The organism is Citrobacter sp. BDA59-3, from assembly GCF_015167655.1.
GTDB classification, from domain to species: Bacteria; Pseudomonadota; Gammaproteobacteria; order Enterobacterales; family Enterobacteriaceae; genus Phytobacter; species Phytobacter diazotrophicus.
The window spans coordinates 4484352-4509078 of the sequence record NZ_CP063427.1 but is presented as its reverse complement, the minus strand read 5'-3'; the positions used below and the strand labels follow the sequence as shown (position 1 = coordinate 4509078).

25 protein-coding genes and 1 tRNA gene are annotated in these 24727 nt (G+C 52.6%); 14 read left to right on the top strand and 12 right to left on the bottom strand.

Annotated features, from left to right (window positions below):
• Window positions 1–148: 148 nt before the first annotated feature.
• Together IP582_RS21185 and IP582_RS21180 are read right to left on the bottom strand one after the other, a co-directional pair.
• Window positions 149–224 (bottom strand) — tRNA-Phe (locus IP582_RS21185).
• Between the two features lie 105 nt (window positions 225–329).
• Window positions 330–1049 (bottom strand): DUF554 domain-containing protein, encoded by a 720-nt coding sequence (locus tag IP582_RS21180; protein WP_193794366.1) that lies wholly within the window; start codon window positions 1047–1049, stop codon window positions 330–332.
• 495 nt (window positions 1050–1544) lie between these two features.
• Here IP582_RS21180 and IP582_RS21175 point away from each other — a divergent pair, with 495 nt between their 5' ends.
• Window positions 1545–3695: an ornithine decarboxylase gene (locus tag IP582_RS21175; protein ID WP_193794365.1), complete on the top strand. Its 2151-nt coding sequence runs from the start codon at window positions 1545–1547 to the stop codon at window positions 3693–3695.
• A 98-nt stretch (window positions 3696–3793) separates the two neighbouring features.
• Here the strand turns inward: IP582_RS21175 and IP582_RS21170 are convergent, their stop codons facing one another.
• Window positions 3794–4492 (bottom strand): response regulator, encoded by a 699-nt coding sequence (locus IP582_RS21170; protein ID WP_193794364.1) that lies wholly within the window; start codon window positions 4490–4492, stop codon window positions 3794–3796.
• Window positions 4482–6119, bottom strand: coding sequence for a sensor histidine kinase (locus IP582_RS21165; RefSeq protein WP_039078182.1), 1638 nt, complete (start codon window positions 6117–6119; stop codon window positions 4482–4484). Before IP582_RS21165 ends, IP582_RS21170 begins: the two co-directional genes overlap by 11 nt.
• A 333-nt stretch (window positions 6120–6452) precedes the next feature.
• On the opposite strand from IP582_RS21165, the gene IP582_RS21160 reads away from it, so the two are divergent.
• The 8 genes from IP582_RS21160 to citG are packed head-to-tail and all read left to right on the top strand — an operon-like array spanning window position 6453 to window position 13805.
• On the top strand, window positions 6453–7817 hold the full coding sequence (locus tag IP582_RS21160) for a 2-hydroxycarboxylate transporter family protein (protein WP_039078042.1): 1365 nt from the start codon (window positions 6453–6455) through the stop codon (window positions 7815–7817).
• A 22-nt stretch (window positions 7818–7839) separates the two neighbouring features.
• On the top strand, window positions 7840–8703 hold the full coding sequence (locus tag IP582_RS21155) for a fumarylacetoacetate hydrolase family protein (protein ID WP_039078041.1): 864 nt from the start codon (window positions 7840–7842) through the stop codon (window positions 8701–8703).
• Window positions 8704–8719: 16 nt separating this feature from the next.
• On the top strand, window positions 8720–9739 hold the full coding sequence (citC, locus tag IP582_RS21150; RefSeq protein WP_193794363.1) for a [citrate (pro-3S)-lyase] ligase: 1020 nt from the start codon (window positions 8720–8722) through the stop codon (window positions 9737–9739).
• A gap of 19 nt (window positions 9740–9758) precedes the next feature.
• Window positions 9759–10052 carry a citrate lyase acyl carrier protein gene (gene citD / locus IP582_RS21145; RefSeq protein ID WP_039078039.1) on the top strand — a complete coding sequence of 98 codons (294 nt, stop codon included), beginning with the start codon at window positions 9759–9761 and terminating at the stop codon, window positions 10050–10052.
• Window positions 10049–10924: a citrate (pro-3S)-lyase subunit beta gene (gene citE, locus IP582_RS21140; RefSeq protein WP_039078038.1), complete on the top strand. Its 876-nt coding sequence runs from the start codon at window positions 10049–10051 to the stop codon at window positions 10922–10924. Before citD ends, citE begins: the two co-directional genes overlap by 4 nt.
• A 10-nt stretch (window positions 10925–10934) precedes the next feature.
• Complete coding sequence (gene citF / locus IP582_RS21135) at window positions 10935–12458, top strand: citrate lyase subunit alpha (protein WP_039078037.1); 1524 nt, start codon at window positions 10935–10937, stop codon at window positions 12456–12458.
• Complete coding sequence (gene citX, locus IP582_RS21130) at window positions 12458–12997, top strand: citrate lyase holo-[acyl-carrier protein] synthase (RefSeq protein WP_193794362.1); 540 nt, start codon at window positions 12458–12460, stop codon at window positions 12995–12997. The genes citF and citX overlap by 1 nt, the downstream gene beginning before the upstream one ends.
• Window positions 12975–13805 carry a triphosphoribosyl-dephospho-CoA synthase CitG gene (gene citG / locus IP582_RS21125; protein ID WP_193794361.1) on the top strand — a complete coding sequence of 277 codons (831 nt, stop codon included), beginning with the start codon at window positions 12975–12977 and terminating at the stop codon, window positions 13803–13805. Before citX ends, citG begins: the two co-directional genes overlap by 23 nt.
• Window positions 13806–13881: 76 nt before the next feature.
• Here the strand turns inward: citG and IP582_RS21120 are convergent, their stop codons facing one another.
• The 4 genes from IP582_RS21120 to mutY form a co-directional block, all read right to left on the bottom strand.
• Window positions 13882–15135 (bottom strand): nucleoside permease, encoded by a 1254-nt coding sequence (locus IP582_RS21120; RefSeq protein WP_193794360.1) that lies wholly within the window; start codon window positions 15133–15135, stop codon window positions 13882–13884.
• 363 nt (window positions 15136–15498) lie between these two features.
• Entirely contained in the window at window positions 15499–16587 is a 1089-nt protein-coding gene (gene mltC, locus IP582_RS21115; protein WP_193794359.1) for a membrane-bound lytic murein transglycosylase MltC, read from the bottom strand.
• Window positions 16588–16662: 75 nt separating this feature from the next.
• Window positions 16663–16938, bottom strand: a complete 276-nt coding sequence (locus tag IP582_RS21110) for an oxidative damage protection protein (protein ID WP_039078032.1) — start codon at window positions 16936–16938, stop codon at window positions 16663–16665.
• Between the two features lie 27 nt (window positions 16939–16965).
• Window positions 16966–18018: an A/G-specific adenine glycosylase gene (gene mutY, locus IP582_RS21105; protein ID WP_193794358.1), complete on the bottom strand. Its 1053-nt coding sequence runs from the start codon at window positions 18016–18018 to the stop codon at window positions 16966–16968.
• A gap of 149 nt (window positions 18019–18167) precedes the next feature.
• Here mutY and trmB point away from each other — a divergent pair, with 149 nt between their 5' ends.
• From trmB to IP582_RS21090, 3 genes are read left to right on the top strand one after another with little or no spacing between them, the layout of a single operon-like run.
• Window positions 18168–18887: a tRNA (guanosine(46)-N7)-methyltransferase TrmB gene (gene trmB, locus IP582_RS21100; RefSeq protein ID WP_039078031.1), complete on the top strand. Its 720-nt coding sequence runs from the start codon at window positions 18168–18170 to the stop codon at window positions 18885–18887.
• Window positions 18887–19213, top strand: a complete 327-nt coding sequence (locus IP582_RS21095; RefSeq protein WP_039078030.1) for a YggL family protein — start codon at window positions 18887–18889, stop codon at window positions 19211–19213. Before trmB ends, IP582_RS21095 begins: the two co-directional genes overlap by 1 nt.
• A gap of 51 nt (window positions 19214–19264) precedes the next feature.
• Window positions 19265–19984 carry a DUF2884 domain-containing protein gene (locus tag IP582_RS21090; RefSeq protein ID WP_193794357.1) on the top strand — a complete coding sequence of 240 codons (720 nt, stop codon included), beginning with the start codon at window positions 19265–19267 and terminating at the stop codon, window positions 19982–19984.
• A 112-nt stretch (window positions 19985–20096) separates the two neighbouring features.
• On the opposite strand, the gene IP582_RS21085 is transcribed toward IP582_RS21090, so the two are convergent.
• On the bottom strand, window positions 20097–20459 hold the full coding sequence (locus tag IP582_RS21085; protein WP_193796324.1) for a DUF559 domain-containing protein: 363 nt from the start codon (window positions 20457–20459) through the stop codon (window positions 20097–20099).
• A gap of 127 nt (window positions 20460–20586) precedes the next feature.
• Between IP582_RS21085 and IP582_RS21080 the strand changes: the two genes are divergently transcribed.
• Together IP582_RS21080 and IP582_RS25425 are read left to right on the top strand one after the other, a co-directional pair.
• Window positions 20587–21414 carry a DUF1202 family protein gene (locus tag IP582_RS21080; protein ID WP_228007922.1) on the top strand — a complete coding sequence of 276 codons (828 nt, stop codon included), beginning with the start codon at window positions 20587–20589 and terminating at the stop codon, window positions 21412–21414.
• Window positions 21415–21417: 3 nt separating this feature from the next.
• Window positions 21418–21588, top strand: coding sequence for a hypothetical protein (locus tag IP582_RS25425; RefSeq protein WP_228007921.1), 171 nt, complete (start codon window positions 21418–21420; stop codon window positions 21586–21588).
• A 130-nt stretch (window positions 21589–21718) separates the two neighbouring features.
• Here IP582_RS25425 and IP582_RS21075 read toward each other — a convergent pair whose 3' ends face one another.
• Genes IP582_RS21075 through IP582_RS21065 form a run of 3 tightly spaced genes read right to left on the bottom strand, consistent with a single transcriptional unit; the run spans window position 21719 to window position 24558 of the window.
• The gene (locus IP582_RS21075; RefSeq protein WP_193794356.1) at window positions 21719–23020 is read right to left on the bottom strand and encodes a TRAP transporter large permease; all 1302 of its coding nucleotides are present in this window, start codon (window positions 23018–23020) and stop codon (window positions 21719–21721) included.
• Window positions 23020–23523, bottom strand: coding sequence for a TRAP transporter small permease (locus tag IP582_RS21070; protein ID WP_193794355.1), 504 nt, complete (start codon window positions 23521–23523; stop codon window positions 23020–23022). The genes IP582_RS21075 and IP582_RS21070 overlap by 1 nt, the downstream gene beginning before the upstream one ends.
• Before the next feature lie 48 nt (window positions 23524–23571).
• Entirely contained in the window at window positions 23572–24558 is a 987-nt protein-coding gene (locus tag IP582_RS21065) for a TRAP transporter substrate-binding protein (protein ID WP_193794354.1), read from the bottom strand.
• Window positions 24559–24727: the final 169 nt, after the last annotated feature.

Here is a 24727-nt window from a genome sequence, read left to right as displayed (position 1 = left end):
GACTAACGCCGAAGGCGTTGAACAGCGCGCGTGTCGCGCTGGCCCCGAAGGGGTGAGCCGCTTGCGGCGAATAATCGAACGAAGTTCGATGAAGAGTCCGGTCGTAGAAAAGCAAAAACCCGCCTTGTGGGCGGGTTCTCTGAATAAGTGGTGCCCGGACTCGGAATCGAACCAAGGACACGGGGATTTTCAATCCCCTGCTCTACCGACTGAGCTATCCGGGCAACGGGGCGCATTAAACCCGATCCGCCTCGCCTCGTCAACGAAATTTCTTCAAATCGTTGCAGACTGCACAATCTATCACCACTTTGCTGATGATGCACGCGAACTCAGGCAAAAAAAGTGGTCCACAGGGCAGAGAGCGGCATCGCAAGCGCCAGTGCAGGTAGCATATTCGCCACCGCAAACATCTTAATTCCACAAATCCTTAGACCCGTTGCCAGCAGCAGCACGCCGCCTACGGCGGTGAAATCACCCATCATCGCGGGTGTGGTCAACGGTAAAATAAGCGTGGCGCAGGTAGCGAGCGTCAGTTGAATAATAAGCATCGGTACGGAGATGAACGCGACGGCAAAACCTAACGAAGTCGCGAATATCACCGCCGTGAAAAAATCGAGAAACGCTTTGGCAATCAGCAGGCTTGGATCACCGGTCATCCCCTCACGCATGGCGCCGAAAATCCCGGTGCCACTGGCGCAAAATAAAATGATAATCGCCACCAGGCTTTGGATAAACGATTCGTGAGCATCCAGCGCATGGCTTGCTGAGCGGCGCTTTTGCACTAATTTACGTAAACCGTTCACCGCGCCGCTGATACCGCGCTCCACATAACAGAGTTCACCTACCAAGGTGCCAACCAGGGTTGCAAGCACCATAACGGGCAGATTGACGCATTTAATCACCAGCAAAATGCCGATACCCAGCGAGGCAAGACCAAAGATCGAGGGCATTGAGGAGCGAACCCGCTCCGGTAAACGGTGGCTCAGCAGCGCACCAATCGTTCCCCCCAGCAAAACGGCGGCGGCGTTGATATAAGGTCCTGTTAACACGTTTTTTCTCCAGAGGTTTTGCGAACACAACTGCATAGTATGACGCAACGAAGCACATTATTATGCCCGATTAATGCGGGTAATAACTGTATTTAGCTTTTGAATATAATCACTTATGAAAATCCTAAAAAAGGCAATTGCATTATGTTGCATTTGGCCTTCGCTTCGTTGGTTGCACCTGCGAAAAAATGATGACATGATTGCGCGAATTTTCTTCACAACCTCACGGGGACACCTGAAATGACGCAGATTTTATCGCTCATACAGAGACGCCGCGCCACGCTGCGAACGTGCACCCGTTCAGTTTTATCCCATACTACACTCACCATGCGGTGAGGCTACCGTACGCTCACTTCAGGACAACATTAAAATCAGAGTGTATCTGCTTTTACTGATGTCTGGCGGTCGGAGCGGGTTCCAGTCAGACACGTTCGTTGGGTAAGGCGCCAGCTTTGCCCGGGGCCTTTTCTTCCCCTGAAACGGGTATCTGTGCTTATGAAAACAATGAAAATTGCCGTCAGCCGCGAGCTGATCTCCACCCTGTCTACCCACCGCCAGATGGTGACGCTGGACAGTACCGATTTTACGGATGTGGCGGCAGTCGTCATTACGCTGGCGGAAAGCCGTAGCGGCATTCTGGCCTTGCTCAAACGGACGGGCTTCAACGTGCCGGTATTCTTATTTGACCAGACGTTGGAAGAAACGCCGGACGGCGTCACGGCGGTGATTAATGGCAAAGAGCAGGACTGGCTGGAGCTGGAGACCGCCGCCTGTGATTATGAAGATAATTTGCTGCCGCCGTTTTTCGATACGCTGCGTCAATATGTCGAGATGAAAAACGACACCTTCGCCTGTCCTGGTCATCAGCACGGTGAGTTCTTTAAAAAGCATCCGGCGGGTCGACAGTTCTACGATTTCTTTGGTGAAAATGTTTTTCGCGCCGACATGTGCAATGCCGACGTGAAGCTGGGGGATCTGCTGATTCACGAAGGCTCCGCTAAACATGCGCAGAAGTTTGCGGCGAAAGTGTTCAACGCAGATAAAACCTACTTTGTGCTGAACGGCACTTCTGCCGCGAATAAAGTTGTTACCAACGCGCTGCTGACGCGTGGCGATCTGGTGCTGTTTGACCGTAACAACCACAAATCCAACCACCATGGCGCGCTGATTCAGGCCGGGGCGACGCCTGTGTATCTGGAAGCCTCCCGCAACCCGTTCGGTTTTATCGGTGGCATTGATGAACACTGTTTTGATGAAAAATACCTGCGCGAACTGATCCGCGAAGTAGCGCCGGAAAAAGCCAACCAGCCGCGCCCGTTTCGTCTGGCGGTGATCCAGCTCGGCACCTATGACGGCACGATCTATAACGCCCGTCAGGTGATCGACAAAATCGGCACCTTGTGTGACTACATTTTGTTTGACTCAGCATGGGTGGGGTACGAACAGTTCATTCCGATGATGGCCGACACGTCGCCGTTGCTGCTGGAACTCAATGAGAACGATCCGGGGATCTTCGTTACCCAGTCCGTGCATAAGCAGCAGGCCGGTTTCTCGCAAACCTCACAGATCCATAAAAAAGATAATCATCTGCGCGGCCAGGCGCGTTTCTGCCCGCATAAGCGCCTGAACAACGCCTTTATGTTGCACGCCTCGACCAGCCCATTCTACCCGTTGTTTGCGGCACTCGACGTGAACGCCAAAATCCATCAGGGGGAAAGTGGTCGCCGCCTGTGGGCCGAGTGCGTAGAAGTGGGGATCGAGGCGCGCAAATCGATTATCGCCAACTGCAAAATGATCCAGCCGTTCGTGCCGCCGGTCATTGCCGGGCGACCGTGGCAGGATCATCCGACAGAGATCATCGCTCGCGAGCGTCGCTTCTTTAGCTTTGAGCCCGGTGCAAGCTGGCACGGTTTTGAAGGTTACGCGCAGGATCAGTACTTTGTGGATCCCTGTAAGCTGCTGCTCACCACGCCGGGTATCGATGCGCAAACGGGTGAGTACACTGAGTTTGGTATTCCGGCGACGATCCTCGCCAACTACCTGCGTGAGAACGGCATTGTGCCGGAAAAATGCGACCTTAACTCTATTCTGTTCCTGCTGACACCAGCGGAAAGCACAGCGAAGATGGCCCATCTGGTGGCCATGCTGTCGCAGTTTGAGCGTCACATAGAAGACGATACGCCGCTGGCAGATGTATTGCCGACCATCTACAACAAGTATCCGGTGCGTTATCGCGACTATACACTCCGCCAGCTCTGCCAGGAGATGCATGATCTTTACGTCAGCTTCGATGTGAAAGATCTGCAAAAAGAGATGTTTCGCAAGGCGAGTTTCCCGGCGGTTGCCGTCAACCCGCAGGATGCCCATCAGGAGTATATTCGCGGCAACGTGGAGCTGGTGCGCATCAGTGAGGCGGAAGGACGGATTGCGGCAGAAGGAGCGCTGCCGTACCCGCCAGGCGTGCTATGCGTGGTGCCTGGTGAAGTATGGGGCGGCGCGGTGCAACGCTACTTCCTGGCGCTGGAAGAGGGTGTCAATTTGCTGCCAGGTTTCTCGCCGGAGCTGCAGGGGGTCTACTCCGAGACAGATGCTGATGGGATTAAGCGCTTATACGGCAATGTGTTGAAACAGCCCTCTGCGGTCTGATGCCCTCACCCCGGCCCTCTCCCACAGGGAGAGGGAGAATAGCCCGGATGCCGCTTACTAATCCGGGATACGCTCAGGTGAGGTGAAAACCGCGAAACCTATACCCCGTCGCCCGCCCGGCGGTACAACCTGCGTGGGTGCCCAATCTTGCCATATTGCATCTCAACCGATAAAAAACCGGACTCCACGCCGTGCTCCAGGTAGCGACGGGCGGTGGTCTTACTGAGCCCCGTCTCCGTCACCACTTCATCCACGGAAAAACAGCGCTCACCCGCATCGGCAAACAGGGTCTGTACGCGAGACAGCGTATTCTCCTCGATCCCTTTACTGCCGTTATCCAGCTTGTAGTTCTTTGCCTGCAACTGATACAGCGAATCCACGTTCTGCTGATCGACGATCTTCCACACCCGTTGCTGCTCGGTGAACTGCACAAAACGTTCCAGTGACTGGCTCAGACGTTTCCACGATACCGGTTTAAGAATGTAATCAAACGCGCCGTTGCGAATCGCCTGGCTACAGGTATCCATGTCACTGGCGGCGGTAATGAAAATAACCGAACAGTTGGCGCGAATGATCATCGGGTCGCTAATCAACGTAATCCCTTTGCCATCCGGGAGATAATTATCGAGCAACACCAGTTGTGGTTGCTTACTGGCGAGCAGCGCCTTCGCTTCTGCCAGGGATGTGGCGATGCCCACCAGCCGCAATCGTGGATGCTTGCCAATCAGTTCTGCATGGAGCTGCGCCAGCTCGTTTTCATCTTCTACTATCAGCACATCTATCTGTTCATGTCGCATAATTCTGATCTTCCAGAGTCGGAGCGGGGCGTTGTATCTGACCCGTTTCCGGAATAAATAAAGAGAAAATCGTTCCGCGCGGCGCGTTATCAGAAACCTCAATGGTGCCGCCCACCTGCGTGACATAGCTGGAGATCAGATACAGGCCGATGCCATGATCGCCGTTGCGTTTCGTTGTCATCCCTCGGTCAAAAATACGATCTCGTATGGACGGGTCGATCCCGATGCCGCGATCTGCCACTTCAATAATCAGCTCGCGCTCATTTTGCAGGATCAAGACCTCGACGGGCTCGTGCGGCAACGCGGCGCGTTGCGTTGCTTCAATGGCGTTATCCAGCAGGTTACCAATAATCGATATCAGTTCGGCTTCCACCAGCAGGTGCGCGGGGCGCGACATCTGGCAGCCAGGGTCAAAAACCAACTCTACCCCTTTTTCCCGGGCGCGGGCCGCTTTACCCAGCAGCAAACCGCACAATGTAGGGGAGCTAAAACGCGACGAAATAAAGTCGAGCAGCTCCTGCGCATGCTCCGACTGGGCCTGAAGATAACGAATCGCCTCATCGTAGCGTTCCATATGCAGCAGGCCGGAAAGTGTCGTCATCCGGTTAAGCTGCTCGTGGCGCATGATACGCAGGTTATCGACATAGCGTTTCACCTGGCTCAACTGGGCGCTGAGGCTGTCGATTTCGTTACGATCGCGAAAGGTAATGACCCAACCTTGCAGCTTATCTTCCAGCATAATGCGCACACGGCTGGCAATGACCGTCGCGTGATTAAAACGGCAGATCTCATCGTGTGTATCTTTCGCCAGCATCGCACTGCGGGAGAAAAAGGGCACGGCCGGAATCACGTCGGAGATCAATTGCCCCCGCAGTTCGCGCGTGGGTTGGCTCAGATTGAGCAATGTTCTCGCGGCCTGGTTTATCACCTCGATGCGCAGATTGCTGTCGATGGCGATCACCCCTTCGTAAATCGACTCCATCATCGCTTTTTGCTGGCGCACCAGCAGGCCGATTTCTCGCGGCTCCAGTGAAAAGATCTGCTTCTTGATACTGCGGGTAAAGAACCACGAGAAGATAAACAGCGCCGCTAACAGCAGTACGGCGGCAATAAAGATATTGATTGCCTTGCCGAGCGTGATGGTATCGAGATAGCTGGTCAGATAACCCACGGAAACAATACCAATCACCTTGCCTGCGTCATTGAATATCGGTGCTTTACTGCGTAAGGAAATACCCAGGCCGCCCTGGCGGATAGTGGTCAGGCTTTTACCCTGTAACACTTCCTGATTATCGCCCCCGACCAGCGTAGTCCCCACACGATCATCATAAACCGAATGAAATAGATGAATGCCTTTATCATCGCCAATGACAATAAAACTGGCATCGCTGCGATCGACTACTTGTTGCATAAATTCTGCAATCGCGGGAATATCTTTTTCAGCAACCGACTTGCGTAAATTCGGAATTATCGCTATTTCTTCAGCTTGTATTTTGGCTCGCGTACTCATTTCCTGATAAAGCTGGCGACCGACATCGATATAATAATAACCACCCAGTAAGATGAACAAACCGGAGAAAAACAGTACCAGCGAAATAAAGAGCTTAATCTGGAAAGAAACTTTCATGGTGTGGTACGCACAGAGCAACAAAAACGGTAATGTAACATCTTTCCTGTTGACAGTGGCGAGTTTACTGGAAACTTGTGATCCCTTGCACACCAGACGCTGACTGGCGGCGCTAAAGAAACAAAGATTTTCTGGAAATGTTATTAACTTGTTTTTTTATTTAAAAAAACCATAAAAACCACGGAAGTAATTACGGCATTAATCACACTAAATTAAAGAAACCATAAAAACCATAGGTGCCATTAAAACTTCGGTTTTATTATGCTGCGCTTCACATAACGTAAAAACCTGGCCCTTTAAGCTACAAATGCAAAATAACCAAGGGGCTTAATTATGAGCACAACTGACGATTCTTTTTCTATTACCTCTGAGTCGCTATCGATTCAAAAACCATCATTGAAAGACAGATGGTGGCACATTATGGATACCTGGAAAGTCGGGATTATTCCATTGCCGTTGTTTTTACTTGCTGGTGCATTAATCGCCATCGATTGTCTGGGCGGTAAATTACCCAGCGATATCGTTGTGATGGTCGCAACGCTGGCGTTTTTCGGCTTCGCCTGTGGTGAGTTCGGTAAACGCCTGCCGATTATCGGTAAACTGGGTGCGGCGGCGATTTGCGCTACCTTCATCCCTTCTGCAATGGTCTATTATGGCCTGCTGCCGGATGTGGTTGTCGAGTCCACCACCAAGTTCTACAAATCCACTAACATTCTGTACCTCTATATCTGCTGCATTATTGTCGGCAGTATTATGAGCATGAATCGCACCACGCTGATTCAGGGCTTCCTGCGTATTTTCTTCCCGATGCTGTGTGGCGAAATCGTCGGCATGCTGGTCGGGATGGGCGTGGGGCTGCTGCTCGGTCTCGAACCGTTCCAGATCTTCTTCTTTATCATTCTGCCAATCATGGCGGGTGGTGTGGGTGAAGGCGCCATTCCGCTTTCTATCGGTTACGCCACCATTCTGCATATGGATCAGGGCGTTGCGCTGGGGCGCGTACTGCCGATGGTAATGCTTGGCGGCCTGACTGCCATCATTATCTCTGGCTGTCTGAACCAACTGGGTAAACGCTTCCCGCACCTGACTGGTGAAGGTCAGTTGATGCCGAATCGTGATAACACCGATGAGAAAGCCCCTGCTACGCCTGCGTTCAGTGGTAAAGCTGACGTCACCACTATCGCATCCGGTGCGCTGCTGGCCGTGCTGCTGTACATGCTGGGTATGCTGGGCCACAAACTGATTGGTCTGCCGGCGCCGGTTGGCATGCTGTTTATGGCGGTGCTGGTCAAACTGGTTCACGGCGTATCGCCGAAGATCCTCGAAGGTTCTCAGGTCGTTTACAAATTCTTCCAGACCTCTGTGACTTACCCAATCCTCTTCGCTGTGGGCGTGGCTATCACCCCGTGGCAGGAGCTGGTACACGCATTCACCCTCACTAACTTGTTGGTGATTGTCAGCACCGTGTCCGCGCTGGTCGCCACGGGCTTCTTCGTAGGTAAAAAAATCGGTATGCATCCGATTGATGTCGCCATCGTCTCCTGCTGTCAGAGCGGGCAGGGTGGCACCGGGGATGTTGCCATCCTCACTGCAGGTAACCGTATGAGCCTGATGCCGTTCGCACAGATCGCTACCCGTATCGGCGGCGCGATCAACGTCTCGGTATCACTGCTGGTTCTCGGCAACTTCCTCGTCTGATTCATGTGTTACAGGAACTGATATGAAACTCGCAAGCTTTGTCCATCAGGGGATCCGCAGTTACGGGATCGTGAAGGCGGATGGTGTGATCAATCTGGGACGCCGTCTGGGCGATCGTTACAGCGATCTGAAATCGTTGCTCGCTGCCAACGCGTTAAATGAAGCGCAGCAGTTGTCTGGTGAAAAACCGGATCTGAGCTTCGATGCGCTGGAATTTCTGCCGGTGATTGATAACCCAGGGAAAATTCTTTGCGTCGGCATGAACTATGCCGACAAACGTAAAGAGTTTGATCAGCACAACCCGGCACCGACGCTGTTCGTCCGTTTTGCCGATTCGCAAACCGGCCACCAGACTCCGGTACTCAAACCGCGTCATTCCAGCGAGTTTGATTACGAAGGTGAACTGGCGGTGATCATCGGTAAAAGCGGAGAGAATATCTCCCGTGAAGAGGCATTGAGCCACGTTGGCGGTTATAGCTGCTATATGGACGGTTCTGCACGCGACTGGCAGCACACCTGGTTTACCGCCGGTAAAAACTGGCGTCAGACCGGCGCGTTCGGTCCGTGGATGACCACGGCGGATGAGATTCCGGATCCGCACAGTCTGGCGATCCGCACCTGGCTGAATGGCCGCATGGTGCAGGAAGACAACACCGCCAGCATGATCCACAAAGTGGCGGAGCTTATCGAGTACATCAGTACCTTCACGCGCCTGAATGCTGGCGATGTGATCATCACCGGTTCACCGGGGGGCGTTGGCAAAAAACGTAACCCACCGCTGTTCATGAACGCGGGCGATCGCATCGAAGTGGAGATCGAGAATATCGGTCATCTCAGCAATGTGATTATGGACGCGCCAGCCTTATCGCTGTCGCCCATGCACTAAGGAACGCGGCGGATTTATGCAAGCACAACCTCCCATTGATTTTCGCATTGCGGATGTCACGAGCGGCGCACAGCGTTTTACGCAGATTCGTAATCTGCTCGCGGACAGCGGCTTAGGCATGGACAACGATATCACCACTTTCGTTGAAGCCTGGTCGGGACTCCGGCTGGTGGGTTGTGCGGGCCTGGCCGCCAATGTCATCAAATGTGTGGCGGTAGATGAAAGCCTGCGCGGAGAAAATCTTAGCGCCCGTTTGCTGGCTGAGGTGGAACACCTCGCGCTGTCACGGGGACATTTTCATCTGTTCCTCTGTACGCGCCCCTGTAACAAGGAGCGCTTTGCACACAGCGGATTCTGGCCTATTGCGCAGAGCGGCAACAACGCGGTGTTAATGGAAAACACGCCCTTTGGCATCAGCCGTTACTGCCGCTCATTGCAGCCTTATCGCGTAGAAGGAAAGCGCGTTGGGGCTATCGTGATGAACGCTAATCCGTTCACCCTTGGGCACCGCCATCTGGTGGAACAAGCGGCGCATTCCTGCGATCACTTACATCTGTTCGTGGTTCAGGAGGATGCGTCGTTTTTCCCCTTCACCGACCGTCTGGACATGGTACGGGCAGGGGTCGCTCATCTGCCAAACGTGACCGTTCACAAGGGATCGGAATACATCATTTCGCGGGCGACATTTCCGGCCTATTTCCTCAAAGAGACCGGCAAGGTACAGCAGGCGTGGAGCGAAATCGATCTGCTGATTTTTCGCGACCACATCGCCCCCGCGCTGGGTATTACCCACCGATTTATCGGCTCAGAGCCGTTTTGCGATATTACGCGCCAGTACAACCAGACTATGCACCGCCTGCTTACAGGCGCGGTAGAGGTGGTGGAGATCCCACGCATCAAAGCCACGGGCAATGCCATCTCTGCCTCGGAAGTTCGTCGTCTACTTAAGACGCACCAGTTTTCCCGTATTCGGGAAATAGTACCGGATACCACTTTCGTGCATCTCGAAACGCACTACAGCGCGGAAGTCGCTTAAAAAACTCAGGAAATAAATTATGAAAATTGTTAGGGAGGCGCTGGCCGGGACTATGGAGTCCAGCGACCTGATGGTGAAAATAGCCCCCGCTGATGGCGAGCTGGACATCGTCATCCACAGTGAAGTGATTAAGCAGTTCGGCGATCAAATTCGCCATGTGGTGACCACCACGCTGCGCGCCATGGAAGTCCACCAGGGACTGATCATTATTGAAGATAAAGGTGCGCTGGACTGTGTGATCCGCGCCCGCCTACAGAGCGCGGTATTACGCGCCAGTGACAGTGACAATATTGACTGGGAGAAACTGCAATGAAAAAGCTTCGTCGTAGCATGCTGTTTCTCCCAGGCGCCAACGCCGCCATGCTTTCCAACTCGTTTATTTACCGCCCGGACTCCATCATGTTTGACCTGGAAGATGCCGTGGCGCTGCGTGAAAAAGACACTGCGCGACTGCTGGTCTTTCATGCGCTGCAACACCCGATGTACGAAGACATCGAAACCGTCGTTCGTATCAACCCGCTCAATACCCCGTTTGGCCTGAAAGATCTGGAAGCCGTGGTCCGCGCCGGGGTGGATGTGGTTCGTCTGCCAAAAACCGACACGCCGGAAGATATTTACGAACTCGAACGCCATCTTGAACGCATTGAAATGGCCTGCGGGCGTGAAATCGGATCCACGAAGGTGATGGCGGCGATCGAATCCGCGATCGGTGTTATCAATGCCGTGGCGATCGCACGCAGTTCTCAGCGTTTGATCGGCATCGCGCTGGCGGCGTTTGACTACGTGATGGACATGCAAACCGAACGCGGCGACGGCACCGAGCTGTTCTACGCCCGCTGTGCCGTACTGCATGCGGCACGCGCCGCCGGGATCGACGCCTTTGACGTGGTGTGGTCGGACGTAAATGACGAAGCCGGTTTCCTGCGCGAAGTCGATCTGATCCGCAAAATGGGCTTTAACGGCAAGTCGCTGATCAACCCGCGCCAGATCGATCTGCTGCACAACGCGTATGCGCCAACGCAGCACGAAGTGGATCACGCGAAGTTAGTGATCGAAGCCGCAGAAGAGGGCGAACGCAACGGGCTGGGCGTGGTGTCGCTGAACGGTAAGATGATCGACGGCCCCATTATTAATCATGCGCGAATGGTGCTGGAACGTGCCGCCGCGTCCGGCGTGCGTCGGTAAGGACAGAACAATGAATCAGACAGAGCTTCTCCACGTTAATTTTCCGCATCTGCGCGATTTAAAACCGTTCGATAGCGCCCATGCCAGCACGCCGTGGCTTGCCGATCTCGACAGCAAACATAACCGCAAATTGTGCGCCACCCTGGAAGATGCCATTGCCCGCAGTGGCCTGAAAGACGGCATGACCATTTCGTTCCACCATGCGTTTCGCGAAGGCGACCGGGTGATCAACAACGTGGTGGAAATCCTGGCGCGACTGGGCTTTAAAGATCTGACGCTGGCTTCCAGCTCGCTGATGACCTGTAACGAAAGCCTGATTGAGCATATCAAAAACGGCGTTATCACCCGTATCTACACCTCCGGCATGCGCGGCAAACTGGCGGATGCGATTTCCCACGGTCTGATGGCGGAGCCGGTGCAAATCCACTCGCACGGTGGCCGCGTCAAACTGCTGCAGGATGGCGAGCTGAATATCGATGTCGCCTTCCTCGGCGTACCGTGCAGCGACGAATTTGGTAACGCTAACGGCACCCAGGGGAAATCCTGCTGTGGTTCGCTGGGTTATGCCATGGTCGATGCGCAGTTCGCTAAAAAAGTGGTGTTGCTGACCGAAGAACTGGTGCCGTTCCCGAACATGCCAGCCAGCCTGGTACAGGATCAGGTGGATTACATCGTGCAGGTCGAGAGCGTAGGCGACCCGGCGAAAATCAGCGTTGGCGCGGCGCGCGTGACCAGCAACCCGCGTGAACTGATGATTGCCCGTTATGCGGCGGATGTTATCGAGCATTCCGGCTATTTCAAAAATGGTTTCTCCATGCAGACGGGTTCCGGTGCGGCTTCAACGGCCTGTACACGTTTTATGGAAGAGAAAATGGAACGTCTCGGTGTGAAGGCAAGCTTTGCGCTGGGCGGTATCACCGGTGGTCTGGTGTCGCTGCACGAAAAAGGTCTGGTGGCAAAACTACTGGATACGCAGTGCTTTGACAGTGAGGCGGCAGCATCGCTGGCGCGTAACCCGAACCACGTGGAAATCTCTACCAACGTTTACGCCAACCCTGGCAGCAAAGCGGCCTGCTGTGACCAACTGGACGTGGTTATCCTCAGTGCGCTGGAGATCGACGTTGACTTCAACGTCAACGTTATCACCGGTTCCGATGGCGTGATGCGCGGCGCATCCGGCGGCCACTGCGACGTTGCAGCGGCAGCGAATTTGACCATCGTTGTGGCACCGCTTCTGCGCAGCCGCATCCCGACCGTTGTAAAACGCGTCACCACGCTGCTAACGCCGGGCGAAAGCATTGATGTGCTGGTCACCGACCACGGCATCGCGGTGAACCCGGCACGCCCGGAAATCCGCGAGCGCCTGGTGAATGCCGGGCTGAAAGTGGTGGATATCGAAGCACTGTACGCGCGTGCGATCTCGCTGACCGGGACACCGAAACCCATTGAATTCACCGACCGTATCGTCGGGGTTATTCGCTATCGTGACGGCAGCGTGATTGACGTTGTGCGTCAGGTGAAGGAGAACATCTAATGACATTACTGACGCCCGTAAGAGCGGGCGTCAGCCTTGAAGCGCTGCTGACGGCGAAAGAAAACCGCGCAGCGCGGCAGGCTGACTGGCTCACTCATTATCACCATCCGGTTATCTCCCTGACGCTGGTCACCCCCGGCGCGCAGAAAGACAGTATCCGTTACCGTAATACCATGGGGGTGGCGCTACAGGCTTGCGATCAACTGCTGTGGCAGAATCACTGGCCAGTGCTGGATCGCCAGGTACTGTGGTTGCCGACCGGTGCGGAAGCTCTGTGGTGTGTTGACCATGCCGCGGCTGAAATTAAAGCCCAGTGTATTGAACTGGAACAGACGCATCCGCTTGGCAGACTTTGGGATTTTGATGTGATATGCCCGAAAAACGGTCAGGTGGGACGTCAGTCTCTGGATCGCAGTACCCGGCGCTGCCTGGTCTGCGATGAACCTGCCCACGGTTGCGCCCGTTCGCGCCGTCATCCCATGGAAGAGGTCGTGTCACGCGTGGAGACCCTGATCGATGGCTGGTTCGCTCGCGACTAAACTCGCCCGTTTTGATGTCTGGGCGCTGGCCGCCACGGCACTGCGCCTGGAAGTCAATCTCACCCCCAAACCGGGGCTGGTGGACATGGCGAACAACGGTTCGCACAGCGATATGGATCACGCGTTATTTTTACGCAGTATCGATGCCATCACCCCCTGGTTTCGCGTCTTCGAAAAAGCCGGGTTCGAGCATGCTTTAAAACCCGCCAGCGAACAGTTGCGCTTATTACGCCCGGCAGGAATGGCCTGTGAACAGGCTATGTTCGAGGCGACCGACGGTGTAAATACCCATAAAGGCGGCATCTTTTCCCTGGGGCTGATCTGCTTTGCGGCAGGGCGTTTACGCGGTCTGAACCGTCTGGTCTGTGCACAATCGGTCTGTCATCAGGTGGCTGAGATCTGCAAAGGGCTGGTGGCGCGAGAGTTGGCTTCCCGCACGCATGCGACAACGGCGGGTGAAAAACAGTATCAACAGTTTGGCCTGACCGGCGCGCGCGGTGAGGCGGAACTGGGCTTTCCTACGATACGCCAACATGTGCTGCCGTACTGGTATCAGGAGGCGGGTGAACGGCGTTTTCACCATGCGCTGCTGCGCTTAATGGCGATAAATCCCGACAGTAATCTGGTCTCCCGCGGCGGTATTGACGGGCTGTGCTATGTGCAGGAATATGCGCAGACGCTGTTAAAAAACGGCTGGAACATTGCGCGCCTGCAAGAGATGGATAAGGCATTAATCAGTCGCAATCTCAGCCCCGGCGGCAGTGCCGATCTGCTGGCGGTCTCGTATGTGCTGGCGACGTTGGGCTAGCGGCAGAGGCTAACCGCCAGACATAAAAAAGCCCGGTGGCATCACGCGCACCGGGCAGGCATTAAATCAGTCAGGCTTACGCTTTTTGCGCGACGCCAGCCGCTTGCGGAACATGTTTGTATTTGAACAGCGCCATGAACGCAAAGGCCAGAACCACAGAGTAACCGGCGAAAATCAGCCACACGGTTTTCCAGTCGGTTGCGCCTGCAACGGTGTACATCTCAACCACTTTACCGCTCGCCATACCGCCCAGGATACAGCCGAAGCCGTTGGTCATCATCAGCAGCATACCCTGCGCACTGGCGCGGATAGCCGGGTTCACTTCTTTCTCGACGAATACGGAACCGGAGATGTTGAAGAAGTCGAACGCACAACCGTAAACGATCATGGAGAGAACCAGCAGGACGGTGCCGAACGGGGTCGGATCGCCGTAAGCGAACAGGCCGAAACGCAGCATCCAGGCAACGATACTCATCAGCATGACGTTCTTGATGCCATAACGGCCCAGGAAGAACGGAATCGCCAGGATAAAAACAGTTTCTGAAATCTGCGAGATAGACATCAGCACGGAGGCGTGCGTCACGATGAAGCTATTCGCAAACAGCGGATTTGAGTCGAAGCTGTGCAGGAAGGTGTTACCAAACATATTGGTAATCTGCAGTTCCGCGCCCAGCAGCATGGAGAAGATAAAGAAAATCGCCATGCGTTTGTTTTTGAACAGCGCGAAGGCGTTCAGGCCCAGCATTTCCACCCAGGTCTGGTTTTTCTGGGTGTTGCTTACCGGCATGTGCGGCAGGGTCAGGGAGAACAGGCTCAGCACCAGGGAGAGTGCGGCACCGATATAGAGCTGCATATGGCTCAGTTCGAAGCCAGAGAAGCTCACCGCCCACATCGCCAGGATAAAGCCGATGGTGCCCCAGATACGAATCGGTGGGAAGTCCGTAACGATGTCATAACCGGCGTTTTGCAGGCGCGCGTAGGAGATGGTGTTGACCAGGCCCAGCGTGGGCATATACGCCAGCGAATTGAGCAGGATAACCGCAAACATCGCACCCGGTGTGGTCACGCCAGCGGCGATAAACAGGGTAATAGCGCCCACCAGATGGCAGATAGCGTAAACCCATTTCGCGCTCAGCCACTTATCAGCCACGATACCCAGCAACGCAGGCATAAAGACCGAGGCAATACCCAGGGAGCTATAGACCGCGCCAATTTCCGCACCCTGGAATTTCAGGGTGACAAACATATAAGAGCCAAGCGTAGTCAGCCAGCTCCCCCACAGGCAGAACTGCAGGAAGATAATCACTTTAAGCTGCAGCTTAAGATTCATGTTAGTTTCCTCACCGAAGGAGTCTGATATACCCGCCATACTTTAAGCTGCATATGCGTTGGCTTTTCTCACTCATCTCAGTCACTTACCAGAGTAAGCTCCTGGGGATTCGCTGCGTTGCCGCCATCCTGCAACTCGAATTATTTAGGGTATAGATGTTGGAATTAAGACAATTACTGTTGTTATGTGAGGCGATTCTATCATCGAAGTTGGGGCGAGATTGTTACATCCGACATATAAATGCAAACTTGATATGGTTGCAGTCGAATATAGTGACATTCGTCACATTTGTATGCGGGGGACATCCGTGTTCAAAGGGAATTCTTATCCCCTCCCGCTAAACGGAAGGGGATAAGTCACCTCTTACTTCGTGCGACGATAGCTTTTCTGCGCGGTATTCACTTTATAAAGGTAGTTACGTGACTCCGCAGAAGGGTGGCGTGTGGTCAGGGTGGAATAGACATCGCCCGGCGCCATCGTGTTGATGATATTCGCGGCCTGTACTTTGTCGCTGGAGAAGACGCGCAGAACGCTACCCGCACCGCCATTGTAAGCGGTTATGACGGCATAACGGCGCGAGGTGGGGTTGGTTATCCCGGAAAGATAGACATTATTGAGCATCGCCAGGTAAGCCGTGCCGGTATCGATATTGCTTTCCGGATCGAACAGATAGCTGCGACTCGGGGTACCGGATTTGCCCTGCGCGCGGAACACATCACGACCAGCGCTATGCTGCACCACCTGCATCAGCCCCAGCGCGTCGGAGCGGCTGACCGCATAAGGGTTAAATGACGATTCAGTCTGCATAATGGCCAGAATCAGCGATTCGTCAACGCCGTAGCGACGAGCGGCCTGATGTACCATGCCAATATATTTATGCGCACGTTTATCCAGGTGGTTTGGCACCAGATTAAACGTCACGCTGTAAATGATTTTTAACCCGACGCTGCGTTTTTGCAGCCGCGTTTTCAGCAGGTAATCCGCGAAGCTGGTCGCACGCCCCATCCAGCGAATGGGCTGGCCCGTGTTATCCACCACCTGGCCATACAGGAACGGCTCTTTGGATATCTGGATATCATCCGCGTCGGAATAGAGATCGATAGAGCCCGGATCATCACCCATTAACAGGGTTTTGATAATGGCCTGGCGCAAATGTGCCGTAGGGTCTGTGCCGGAGATGGTCTCGACGGTGATGGTGCCTTCGTCGAAGTTGATGTGGCTTCGGGTTTGGTACTGATCGGTGTACTTGACGTAATCTTTTGGACCGGCAATCAGTACTTCGCTAAATCCCCATAAGTTCTCGATATTGTGGGCGAACTGTCCCATTAAAATGTCAAAACCGTTGGTATCTTTAACCCAGGCTTCGTTATAGGTCTCGCCATTTTTATTTGAGCTGGAACAAGAAATAAGCAACGGCGCAATGATCGCTAGCGCTAAAAATTTTTTCATCATTCCGGAAGTATTGTTGGTTGCACAAATGACCCTGAATCAGGCCGCAGACGGCGGAACATCGCTGCGGCCATGCATTTATTTTTTATCTTCCGGCGTATAGCCTTCAATATGCACATCTTTGCCTTCGAACAGGTAACTCACCATTTCCTGTTCAAGCAGTTTGCGATGCTCAACGTTCATCATGTTGAGTTTCTTTTCGTTGATCAGCATCGTCTGCTTTTTCTGCCACTGGGACCAGGCTTCTTTGGAGATTTCGTTATAAATACGCTTACCCAGTTCCCCCGGATAGAGCTGAAAGTCTTGCCCCTCTGCATCACGTTGCAGGAAGGTACAGAAAATAGTGCGGCTCATAAATAGTCCTCTTTACTCTGCGCGGCGTTACATCGCCACGCCGATGCGTAATTGTTGTAACAGGCGCTCCACGGGGGCTGCCAGGCCCACTGACGGCGGCTGCGCTAAGTTATACCAAAGACCTGTACCTTCATCCATGCAAGAACTGAACGAGGACACGGTAAGCCACATAGGCACAATATCCAGATGGAAATGGCTGAACGTGTGGCGAAAAGCAATCAGTTGGCTGAGATTATCGGCCTTAATCTGATGTTGCGCCAGCCAGTCATGTAATGACGCTTCATCTTCAAACTGCGGGAAACAGAATAAGCCGCCCCATAACCCAACCGGTGGACGCTGTTGCAGGAAGACCTGATCGCCATGTTGCATCAACAGGAAATATGCGGTGCGTTCCGGCAGCGTTTGCCTGGGTTTTTTGCCAGGATACTCGGCCCATGAGTGGTTCGCGTAGGCAATACAGCCTGTTTGCAGTGGGCAAAGCGTGCATTTGGGTTTTGAACGTGTACAGACCATGGCGCCTAAGTCCATCATCGCCTGGTTAAACTGTTCCACCCCTTTGGCCGGGGTCACCTGTTCAGCCAGCTCCCACAGACGTTTCTCCACCTCTTTCTTGCCCGGCCAGCCTGCAACCGCATAGCAACGCGCAAGAACGCGCTTCACGTTGCCGTCGAGGATCGCAAAGTGTTTACCCAGTGATAAAGAAAGAATGGCGCCGGCAGTTGAACGTCCGACCCCCGGCAGTGCGGCAACCTCTTCAAAGGTTTGCGGGAAGACGCCGCCATGCAGTTCGGCCACCTGTTTTGCCGCTTTGTGCAGATTACGCGCACGGGCGTAATAGCCGAGTCCGGTCCATAAATGCAGCACTTCATCAAGCGGCGCATTAGCCAGGTCGGTGACGGTGGGAAACCGTGCCATAAAACGCTCAAAATAAGGGATGACAGTTGCGACCTGAGTCTGTTGCAACATCACTTCGGATAGCCATACTTTGTAAGGCGTTTTTTCAATTTGCCAGGGCAGGGTCTTACGCCCGTATTTGTCGTACCAGTCCAGAACCTGGGCTGAAAATTGAGACGCTTGCATGGTCACCAACATCGCGTTAACAGGGGGGCTGATTGCAGCACAGCGGCATGAACGTGTAAACCGGAACTTTCCGGTGCTTTCATCTTGCATACTGTATCGAACTTTGGATAATGCCCGTTTCCTGAACACTCTCACAAGCAGACTTATTTATGAATAACGACGTCATCTCACCAGAATTTGATGAAAACGGCCGCCCGCTGCGCCGTATCCGCAGCTTTGTCCGCCGCCAGGGGCGCCTGACCAAAGGGCAACAGCACGCGCTTGATAATTACTGGCCGGTGATGGGCGTTGAGTTTGCTGAGCAGCCGCTCGATTTTGCCGCCCTGTTTGGCAATAGCGGGCCGGTGACGCTGGAGATTGGCTTCGGTATGGGCGCATCGCTGGTGGAAATGGCGAAAACCCGTCCTGAGCAGAACTTTTTAGGTATTGAAGTGCACTCACCGGGCGTGGGGGCATGCCTCTCCTCGGCACATGAAGAGGGCGTCGGGAACCTGCGCGTGATGTGTCATGACGCCGTCGAAGTGCTGCACAAAATGATTCCTGACAATTCATTAAACATGGTTCAGCTCTTTTTCCCTGACCCGTGGCATAAAGCACGTCATAATAAGCGCCGTATCGTGCAGGTGCCGTTTGCTGAACTGGTGAAGAGCAAGCTGAAACTGGGCGGCGTGTTTCATATGGCGACAGACTGGGAAGCATACGCAGAGCACATGCTGGAAGTTATGTCCTCTATTGAGGGTTATCAGAACCTGTCGTCGACTAAAGATTATGTGCCGCGCCCGGATTCGCGCCCGGTAACCAAATTTGAACAACGTGGTCATCGCCTTGGCCACGGCGTATGGGACTTAATGTTCGAGAGGGTAAAATAATGGCAAAGAACCGTAGTCGTCGTCTGCGTAAAAAGATGCACATTGACGAGTTTCAGGAGATCGGTTTTTCCGTCAAATGGCGTTTTCCGGAAGGCACCACTGAAGAACAGATTGATAAGCTGGTCGATGAGTTTATCAGCGAAGCCGTTGAAGCTAACGGCCTGATCTTTGGCGGTAGCGGTTTCCTGGCATGGGAAGGTCTGGTCTGCAAACCGAACATTGGTCATTGCACCGAAGAGGACCGGGCGCTGATTCGTAAGTGGCTTGAGGAGCACAAATTCGAAGAGGTCAGCGTCAGCGAACTTTTCGATATTTGGTGGGACTAAGAATGAAAGGGTCGGCAATTGCCGGCCCATTTTGTCTCTACAGGAGTGGTTATGATGCGCAAGACGCTACTGGCGGTAGCACTGACGGCAACGGCTTTTGCCGCGAATGCGGATTACAAATGTAGCGTGAACCCGCGTGATGATGTGGTTCTAAGCCCGCAAACCGTCCAGGTGAAAGGCGAGAACGGCAATCTGATCTTAACGCCGGAAGGTAACGTGACCTTCAACGGTAAACAGTATTCGCTGAGCGCCGCACAACGCGAGCAGGCAAGGGATTATCAGTCTGAATTGCGCAGCGCGCTGCCGTGGATTGATGAAGGTGCTCGCTCACGCGTAGAGAAAAGTCGCGTGGCGCTGGACCGAATCATCGTCAAGGAAGTGGGCGAGAGCAGCAATATGCGTGGCCGCCTGACCAAGCTGGATGCCCAGCTTAAAGAGCAGATGAACAAAATTATTGAGCATCGCAGCGATGGCCTGACGTTCCACTATAAAGCGGTTGATGACGTGCAGGCTAATGGTCAACAACTGGTGAACCAGGCGATGGGCGGTATTCTGCAGGACAGCATTAACGAGATGGGCGCCAAAGCGGTACTGAAAGGCGGCGGCAACCCGCTGCAGGGTGTGCTCGGGAGCCTCGGCGGTTTGCAGACCGCCATCCAGAACGAGTGGAAAAACCAGGAAGCGGATTTCCAGCAGTTCGGTAAAGATGTCTGTAGCCGCGTGGTGTCGCTGGAAGCTAACCGTAAAGCGCTGGTGAGCGGGCTTAAGTAAGGTTCTGTTGTTTCTCTTCTGTCTGTTCCCCTCACCCTAACCCTCTCCCCGGAGGGGCGAGGGGACCGATAGTGCGATTTGAGACTACGGTGCTGATTTCCCCCTCTCCCTTTTAGGGAGAGGGCCGGGGTGAGGGTAACAGCATTTGCAGCGCCTCAAATATCCGCTCCAGCACGGCCTCTTCGTTTTGCCAGAGTTCATTGTTCCAAAACCGCATGATCATCCAGCCTTTTTTGTTTAACCATACCGTTCGCTGAACATCATATTCGTACCGCTCATCATGCTGACCACCATCCAGCTCAATGGCAAGCCGTGCCTCGCAGCAGGCGAAATCAAGAATGTAATGGCCGACAGAGTGCTGCCGACGAAACTTATAACGAGAAAATCGGCGGCTGCGTAACAGATACCAAAGCCGTCTTTCTTCTTGTGTCAGTTCGCGTCTGAGTTGTTTTGCATGTGAGCGTATTATTTCCATCCACACACTCTGCCACCCTCTCCCTGTTTCACCACAACCTTCTGCTGACACTGGAACCCGCTTTCCAAATAATTGCCACATGACTCGCAAGGTTATTAATGGAAGAGACATTAAAAGGATTTTGACGATGAAAATGAAATGGGCCGCAGGACTGGCGGCGTTGATACTTCTGTCGGGCAGTGTGCTGGCCGATAGCAATATCCCTACCGATGAGGTGCTGAAAAAGCAGTTTAATCAGACGCAGGAAGGGCTAATGCAACTGGACAGCATCACGCGCCTGCTTGATTCGCACGGTAACCAGGCGACCTATGCCGCCGAAGGCGATATCTCCGCCACGGAAGATCTCTATTCCATGGTCGGTATGGCCGGAAACTATCAGTTTATGGAGCAGACCTGGACCAAAGGGCGCCCGGTGAAGTTCTCGGCGATGGTCAAGGCGGTGGGGACAAAAGATTCCGGCTGGACCGCCGAGTTCTTCTCTATGCAGATGGCGGCGAAACCTGCCGGGTATCCGAAACCGGACATTAACAACAAAGAGAAGTATCTGGTGGTCACCGACAGCGATTTTTATCCCCGCCTCGCCAAAATTGAAGCCGACAGGGCCGCCCAGAAAAAAGCGCTGGATAAATCCCTTGATAAACAAGAGCTGCTCCAAAAGGAGATTGACGCGCTGGACGCCCAGATTGCCGCTTCGTGGGGCAAAGACAAAAACGGCAAACAGTTAACCCGTGATGATGTGCAACACGCGCTGCTGGAGGAGCTTCAGGAGGTGGGCAGGCAGAACGATCCGCTGCATTTTGAAAATAACTACAACAAAACGATTTATGAACCGGCGCTGGCCGAGTGCCAGAAAAAACCGGATTGCGATGCCACACCGCTGCGAAAAGCGCGTGCTACGGCACTTGAGGATCAGCGTCGGAACTATCAACTTAAGTTTCAGCTCAAGCGAGAATAGGTCATGAAAACCCTGGAGGCTTACGATAAAAAGCGGGAGCCGCTGCGCGAAAAGCGTAATGAACTCCGCAGCGAACTGAGCAATTTGGATATCACCAATAGCAAAGCCCGGATGGATTACGAAGGTTGGGAGCGGGACATCGCCGTTATGCGTCGCCAGGGTATTATCAAATAAATCAACCAGCCCGTGTGTGCCGGGCTGGATTCAGATCACTCCCCGGCGAGGAAAATGAAATGGGCCACCGTGGTGGCTCATTTCATTTTTTCGGATTAGAACGGGCGTTGTTTCTCCCTGCCTGATCGAATTACATCAAACCCAGTATGCGGGGGAGCCATAGCGAGATTTGCGGTATATAAGTAATCAATGCCAGCGCTACGAGTAGTGCGGCATAAAAAGGAAGTAGAGGCTTAATCAAGTGTTGAATTTTAACGCCCGAAATAGAGCAGCCAACAAACAAGGCACTGCCGACCGGTGGCGTTAATAATCCGATGCACAGGTTCGCAACCATCATGATACCAAAGTGTACCGGGTCCATACCTAAGTCTTGCGCAATAGGCAGGAAAATTGGCGTGAAGATAAGTACCGCTGGGGTCATATCCATAAAAACGCCAACAATAAGAAGAACAAGATTAATTAATAAAAGAATAACGAGCGGATTTTCAGAAATAGACATCAGCGCATCGCTAATCATGTAGGGTACATCTGCATTTGTCATTGCCCATGACATCCCAACGGAAAAACCGATCAGCAATAAAACAATAGATGTTGTTACTACTGATTCAAGGACTAACGACGGTAGCTCACTCCACTTCACTTCGCGATAAACGAAAACTGACAAGATGAAAGTGTAAACCACAGCAATAGCAGATGCTTCTGTTGCGGTAAATACGCCCCCCAGGATGCCACCCATAACAATGATGACCAATAATAGGCTAGGCAACGCAGCAAAAAACGCTGTCAGTGCCTGTTTGAATGACGGTTTTTCTGAAAGCGGATATCCGCGTCGGCTGGCGATAACCGCACAAACCATCATGATGACCAGCCCCATCAAAATGCCCGGTAAATAACCCGCCATGAACAGCGAGGCAACGGAGACGCCCCCAGCCGTGAGTGAGAAAACAATCAATACATTCGATGGTGGTATTAAGAGGCCGGTAATACAGGACGAAACGTTAATGGCGGTTGAAAGGGTGGGGTCGTAACCCTGTCGGGTCTGGATTGGATTAAGTGTTCCGCCTACCGCTGCCGCTGCGGCAACCGCAGAGCCTGAAATAGAACCAAACATCATATTTGCCAGTACGTTAACATGCCCCAGAGAACCGGGCACGCGGCCAACCATGACCTGCGCAAGGTTAATCAAGCGTAGAGCAATCCCGCCTCGATTCATCAGTGTTCCGGCAAAAATAAAGAAAGGAATAGCCAGTAGGGCAAAATTATCCAGCCCATTAGCCAGTCGCTGTGAAACCGTAATAACGGCAATGTCCCAGGGAAACATAAGGAGCATGGAGCTAACGGTAGAAATACCAATAGCAAATGAAATAGGTACTCCAAGGAAAACCAGGATGAAAAAGGATCCAAATAACGTTAATGCGATATAGCCATCCATTAATCTACTCCTTCGATGGGATTTTTTAGTTTATCCATGCCAACATTTATGAACCACAAGGCGTAGAACATCATTACGATTCCGGTCAGTGGCAAAATAAGATAGATGTAACCCATAGGGATTTGCATCGCGGCTGACACCTGGTTGGTTGCCAGCGTTTTGCCGATCAATTTCATTCCCCCCGTTACGATGACTCCGCCAGAAAAAAGGAAAATCAGCAGATTTACTACGATGGTCAATAGGGCCTGTTTACGCGGTTGTAGCGCCATTGACAGGAGGTCAATTGACAGATGGCGCTGAGCGCCAACGGTATAGGCTGCGCCGAGTAAACCTACCCAAATCATCAGAAAACGTGCAAGTTCATCGGTTGATGTACTGGGCTGATTGAGAACATAACGACTAAATACTTGCCATACGACGCAAATAACCAGTACGCTCATCACCATAATAGAAAACGCCGCGATCGTGCGATCGACCGCCAGCTTTATGCGGTTAAATATCATCTTTAATTATCCAGGTGAATAAGGGCCAATGACTGGCCCTGGTAGATATTATTCAGCAGCGGCTTCGAATTTTGCTAATAATGCGGCCTGTTTAGGATCTTTTTTAAACTCATCAAACAGAGGTTGCACGGCTGCGCGGAAGGGAGCTTTATCCACTTTCACAATTTTACCACCCTGCGATATTGCCTGAGCACGGGTATCGGCATCGATTTGAGCCCAAAGTTTTTGCTGGTATGTTTCTGAATGCTTAACTGCTTTTTGTAAAATGTCTTTTTGTTCAAGTGTTAATTTGTTCCAGGTTTTAGTTGAAATAACCAGGAAATCAGGAATGGAAGCGTGCTCATCTTCCGAAAAGACTTTTGCAATCTCGATATGGCGCGTTTGTACCCAGGAAGGTACATTATTTTCTGCTCCGTCTACAACGCCCTGCTGCATGGCAGTATAGACCTCACCAAATGAAATGGGCGTAGGCGAGCCACCCATTAACTCAATCATTTTTATTGTGGTTGGGCTGGCCTGAACGCGTATTTTCAGGCCTTTCAAATCTTCCGGTTTCGTAATGGGCTTCCCGGCATAAAAGCTTCTTGTGCCAGCAACGTAAGCAGAAAGCGCGAAGAAACCTTTGTCTTTTGTAGACTCCATGATTTCTTTACCCACATTACCGAAAACAACGTTATTAAAATGCGCCTGATCTTTAAACAAGAATGGAAGATTATAAATAGCATATACGTTATCAAAAGATTCAAGATCGCTGGCGGAACCTTTAGTCATATCAAGGGCGCCATTTTGTAATAATTCCAGGGTCTCTCTTGCGCTTCCCATTTGGCTGCTGGGGTAAATGCGGATCGTCATTTTACCATCAGACAGTTTTTTGACTTCTTTAGCCATTTCATCTAAAGCCTGATGTACAACATGGCTTCGCTCAAGGTTATGCGCAAGCTTTAACGTGACTTTATCCTGCGCAATAGCATTCAAAGAAAATAACGAAATAAGCGATGCACACACAAGTGTTTTGGAAAGAGAGAGTTTACTCATTGTTTGGCTCCATGCACATTAATGGTCTATATCTAAAATCAATAATCCTTATTTCTGTATGACATATTATCCTGGTTGTCTGACATCTTTAAGGTGTCTGTCTCACAGTTTTTATTTTTTGTCAGTGTGGATATTTTTAAAAAGCGTTAAATATTATCGTGATGAATAA

Coding starts and splice junctions, on each gene's coding strand:
- IP582_RS21110 (WP_039078032.1), bottom strand. CDS start 16,938: ATGAGCCGCACTATTTTCTGTACCTTCCTGCAACGTGATGCAGAGGGG.
- IP582_RS21120 (WP_193794360.1), bottom strand. CDS start 15,135: ATGAATCTTAAGCTGCAGCTTAAAGTGATTATCTTCCTGCAGTTCTGC.
- citD (WP_039078039.1), top strand. CDS start 9,759: ATGAAAATTGTTAGGGAGGCGCTGGCCGGGACTATGGAGTCCAGCGAC.
- IP582_RS21175 (WP_193794365.1), top strand. CDS start 1,545: ATGAAAACAATGAAAATTGCCGTCAGCCGCGAGCTGATCTCCACCCTG.
- IP582_RS21160 (WP_039078042.1), top strand. CDS start 6,453: ATGAGCACAACTGACGATTCTTTTTCTATTACCTCTGAGTCGCTATCG.
- mutY (WP_193794358.1), bottom strand. CDS start 18,018: ATGCAAGCGTCTCAATTTTCAGCCCAGGTTCTGGACTGGTACGACAAA.
- trmB (WP_039078031.1), top strand. CDS start 18,168: ATGAATAACGACGTCATCTCACCAGAATTTGATGAAAACGGCCGCCCG.
- mltC (WP_193794359.1), bottom strand. CDS start 16,587: ATGATGAAAAAATTTTTAGCGCTAGCGATCATTGCGCCGTTGCTTATT.
- IP582_RS21155 (WP_039078041.1), top strand. CDS start 7,840: ATGAAACTCGCAAGCTTTGTCCATCAGGGGATCCGCAGTTACGGGATC.
- IP582_RS25425 (WP_228007921.1), top strand. CDS start 21,418: ATGAAAACCCTGGAGGCTTACGATAAAAAGCGGGAGCCGCTGCGCGAA.
- IP582_RS21170 (WP_193794364.1), bottom strand. CDS start 4,492: ATGCGACATGAACAGATAGATGTGCTGATAGTAGAAGATGAAAACGAG.
- IP582_RS21165 (WP_039078182.1), bottom strand. CDS start 6,119: ATGAAAGTTTCTTTCCAGATTAAGCTCTTTATTTCGCTGGTACTGTTT.
- IP582_RS21080 (WP_228007922.1), top strand. CDS start 20,587: ATGAAAATGAAATGGGCCGCAGGACTGGCGGCGTTGATACTTCTGTCG.
- IP582_RS21085 (WP_193796324.1), bottom strand. CDS start 20,459: ATGGAAATAATACGCTCACATGCAAAACAACTCAGACGCGAACTGACA.
- citG (WP_193794361.1), top strand. CDS start 12,975: ATGGCTGGTTCGCTCGCGACTAAACTCGCCCGTTTTGATGTCTGGGCG.
- IP582_RS21065 (WP_193794354.1), bottom strand. CDS start 24,558: ATGAGTAAACTCTCTCTTTCCAAAACACTTGTGTGTGCATCGCTTATT.
- citF (WP_039078037.1), top strand. CDS start 10,935: ATGAATCAGACAGAGCTTCTCCACGTTAATTTTCCGCATCTGCGCGAT.
- IP582_RS21070 (WP_193794355.1), bottom strand. CDS start 23,523: ATGATATTTAACCGCATAAAGCTGGCGGTCGATCGCACGATCGCGGCG.
- citC (WP_193794363.1), top strand. CDS start 8,720: ATGCAAGCACAACCTCCCATTGATTTTCGCATTGCGGATGTCACGAGC.
- IP582_RS21090 (WP_193794357.1), top strand. CDS start 19,265: ATGATGCGCAAGACGCTACTGGCGGTAGCACTGACGGCAACGGCTTTT.
- citX (WP_193794362.1), top strand. CDS start 12,458: ATGACATTACTGACGCCCGTAAGAGCGGGCGTCAGCCTTGAAGCGCTG.
- IP582_RS21095 (WP_039078030.1), top strand. CDS start 18,887: ATGGCAAAGAACCGTAGTCGTCGTCTGCGTAAAAAGATGCACATTGAC.
- citE (WP_039078038.1), top strand. CDS start 10,049: ATGAAAAAGCTTCGTCGTAGCATGCTGTTTCTCCCAGGCGCCAACGCC.
- IP582_RS21075 (WP_193794356.1), bottom strand. CDS start 23,020: ATGGATGGCTATATCGCATTAACGTTATTTGGATCCTTTTTCATCCTG.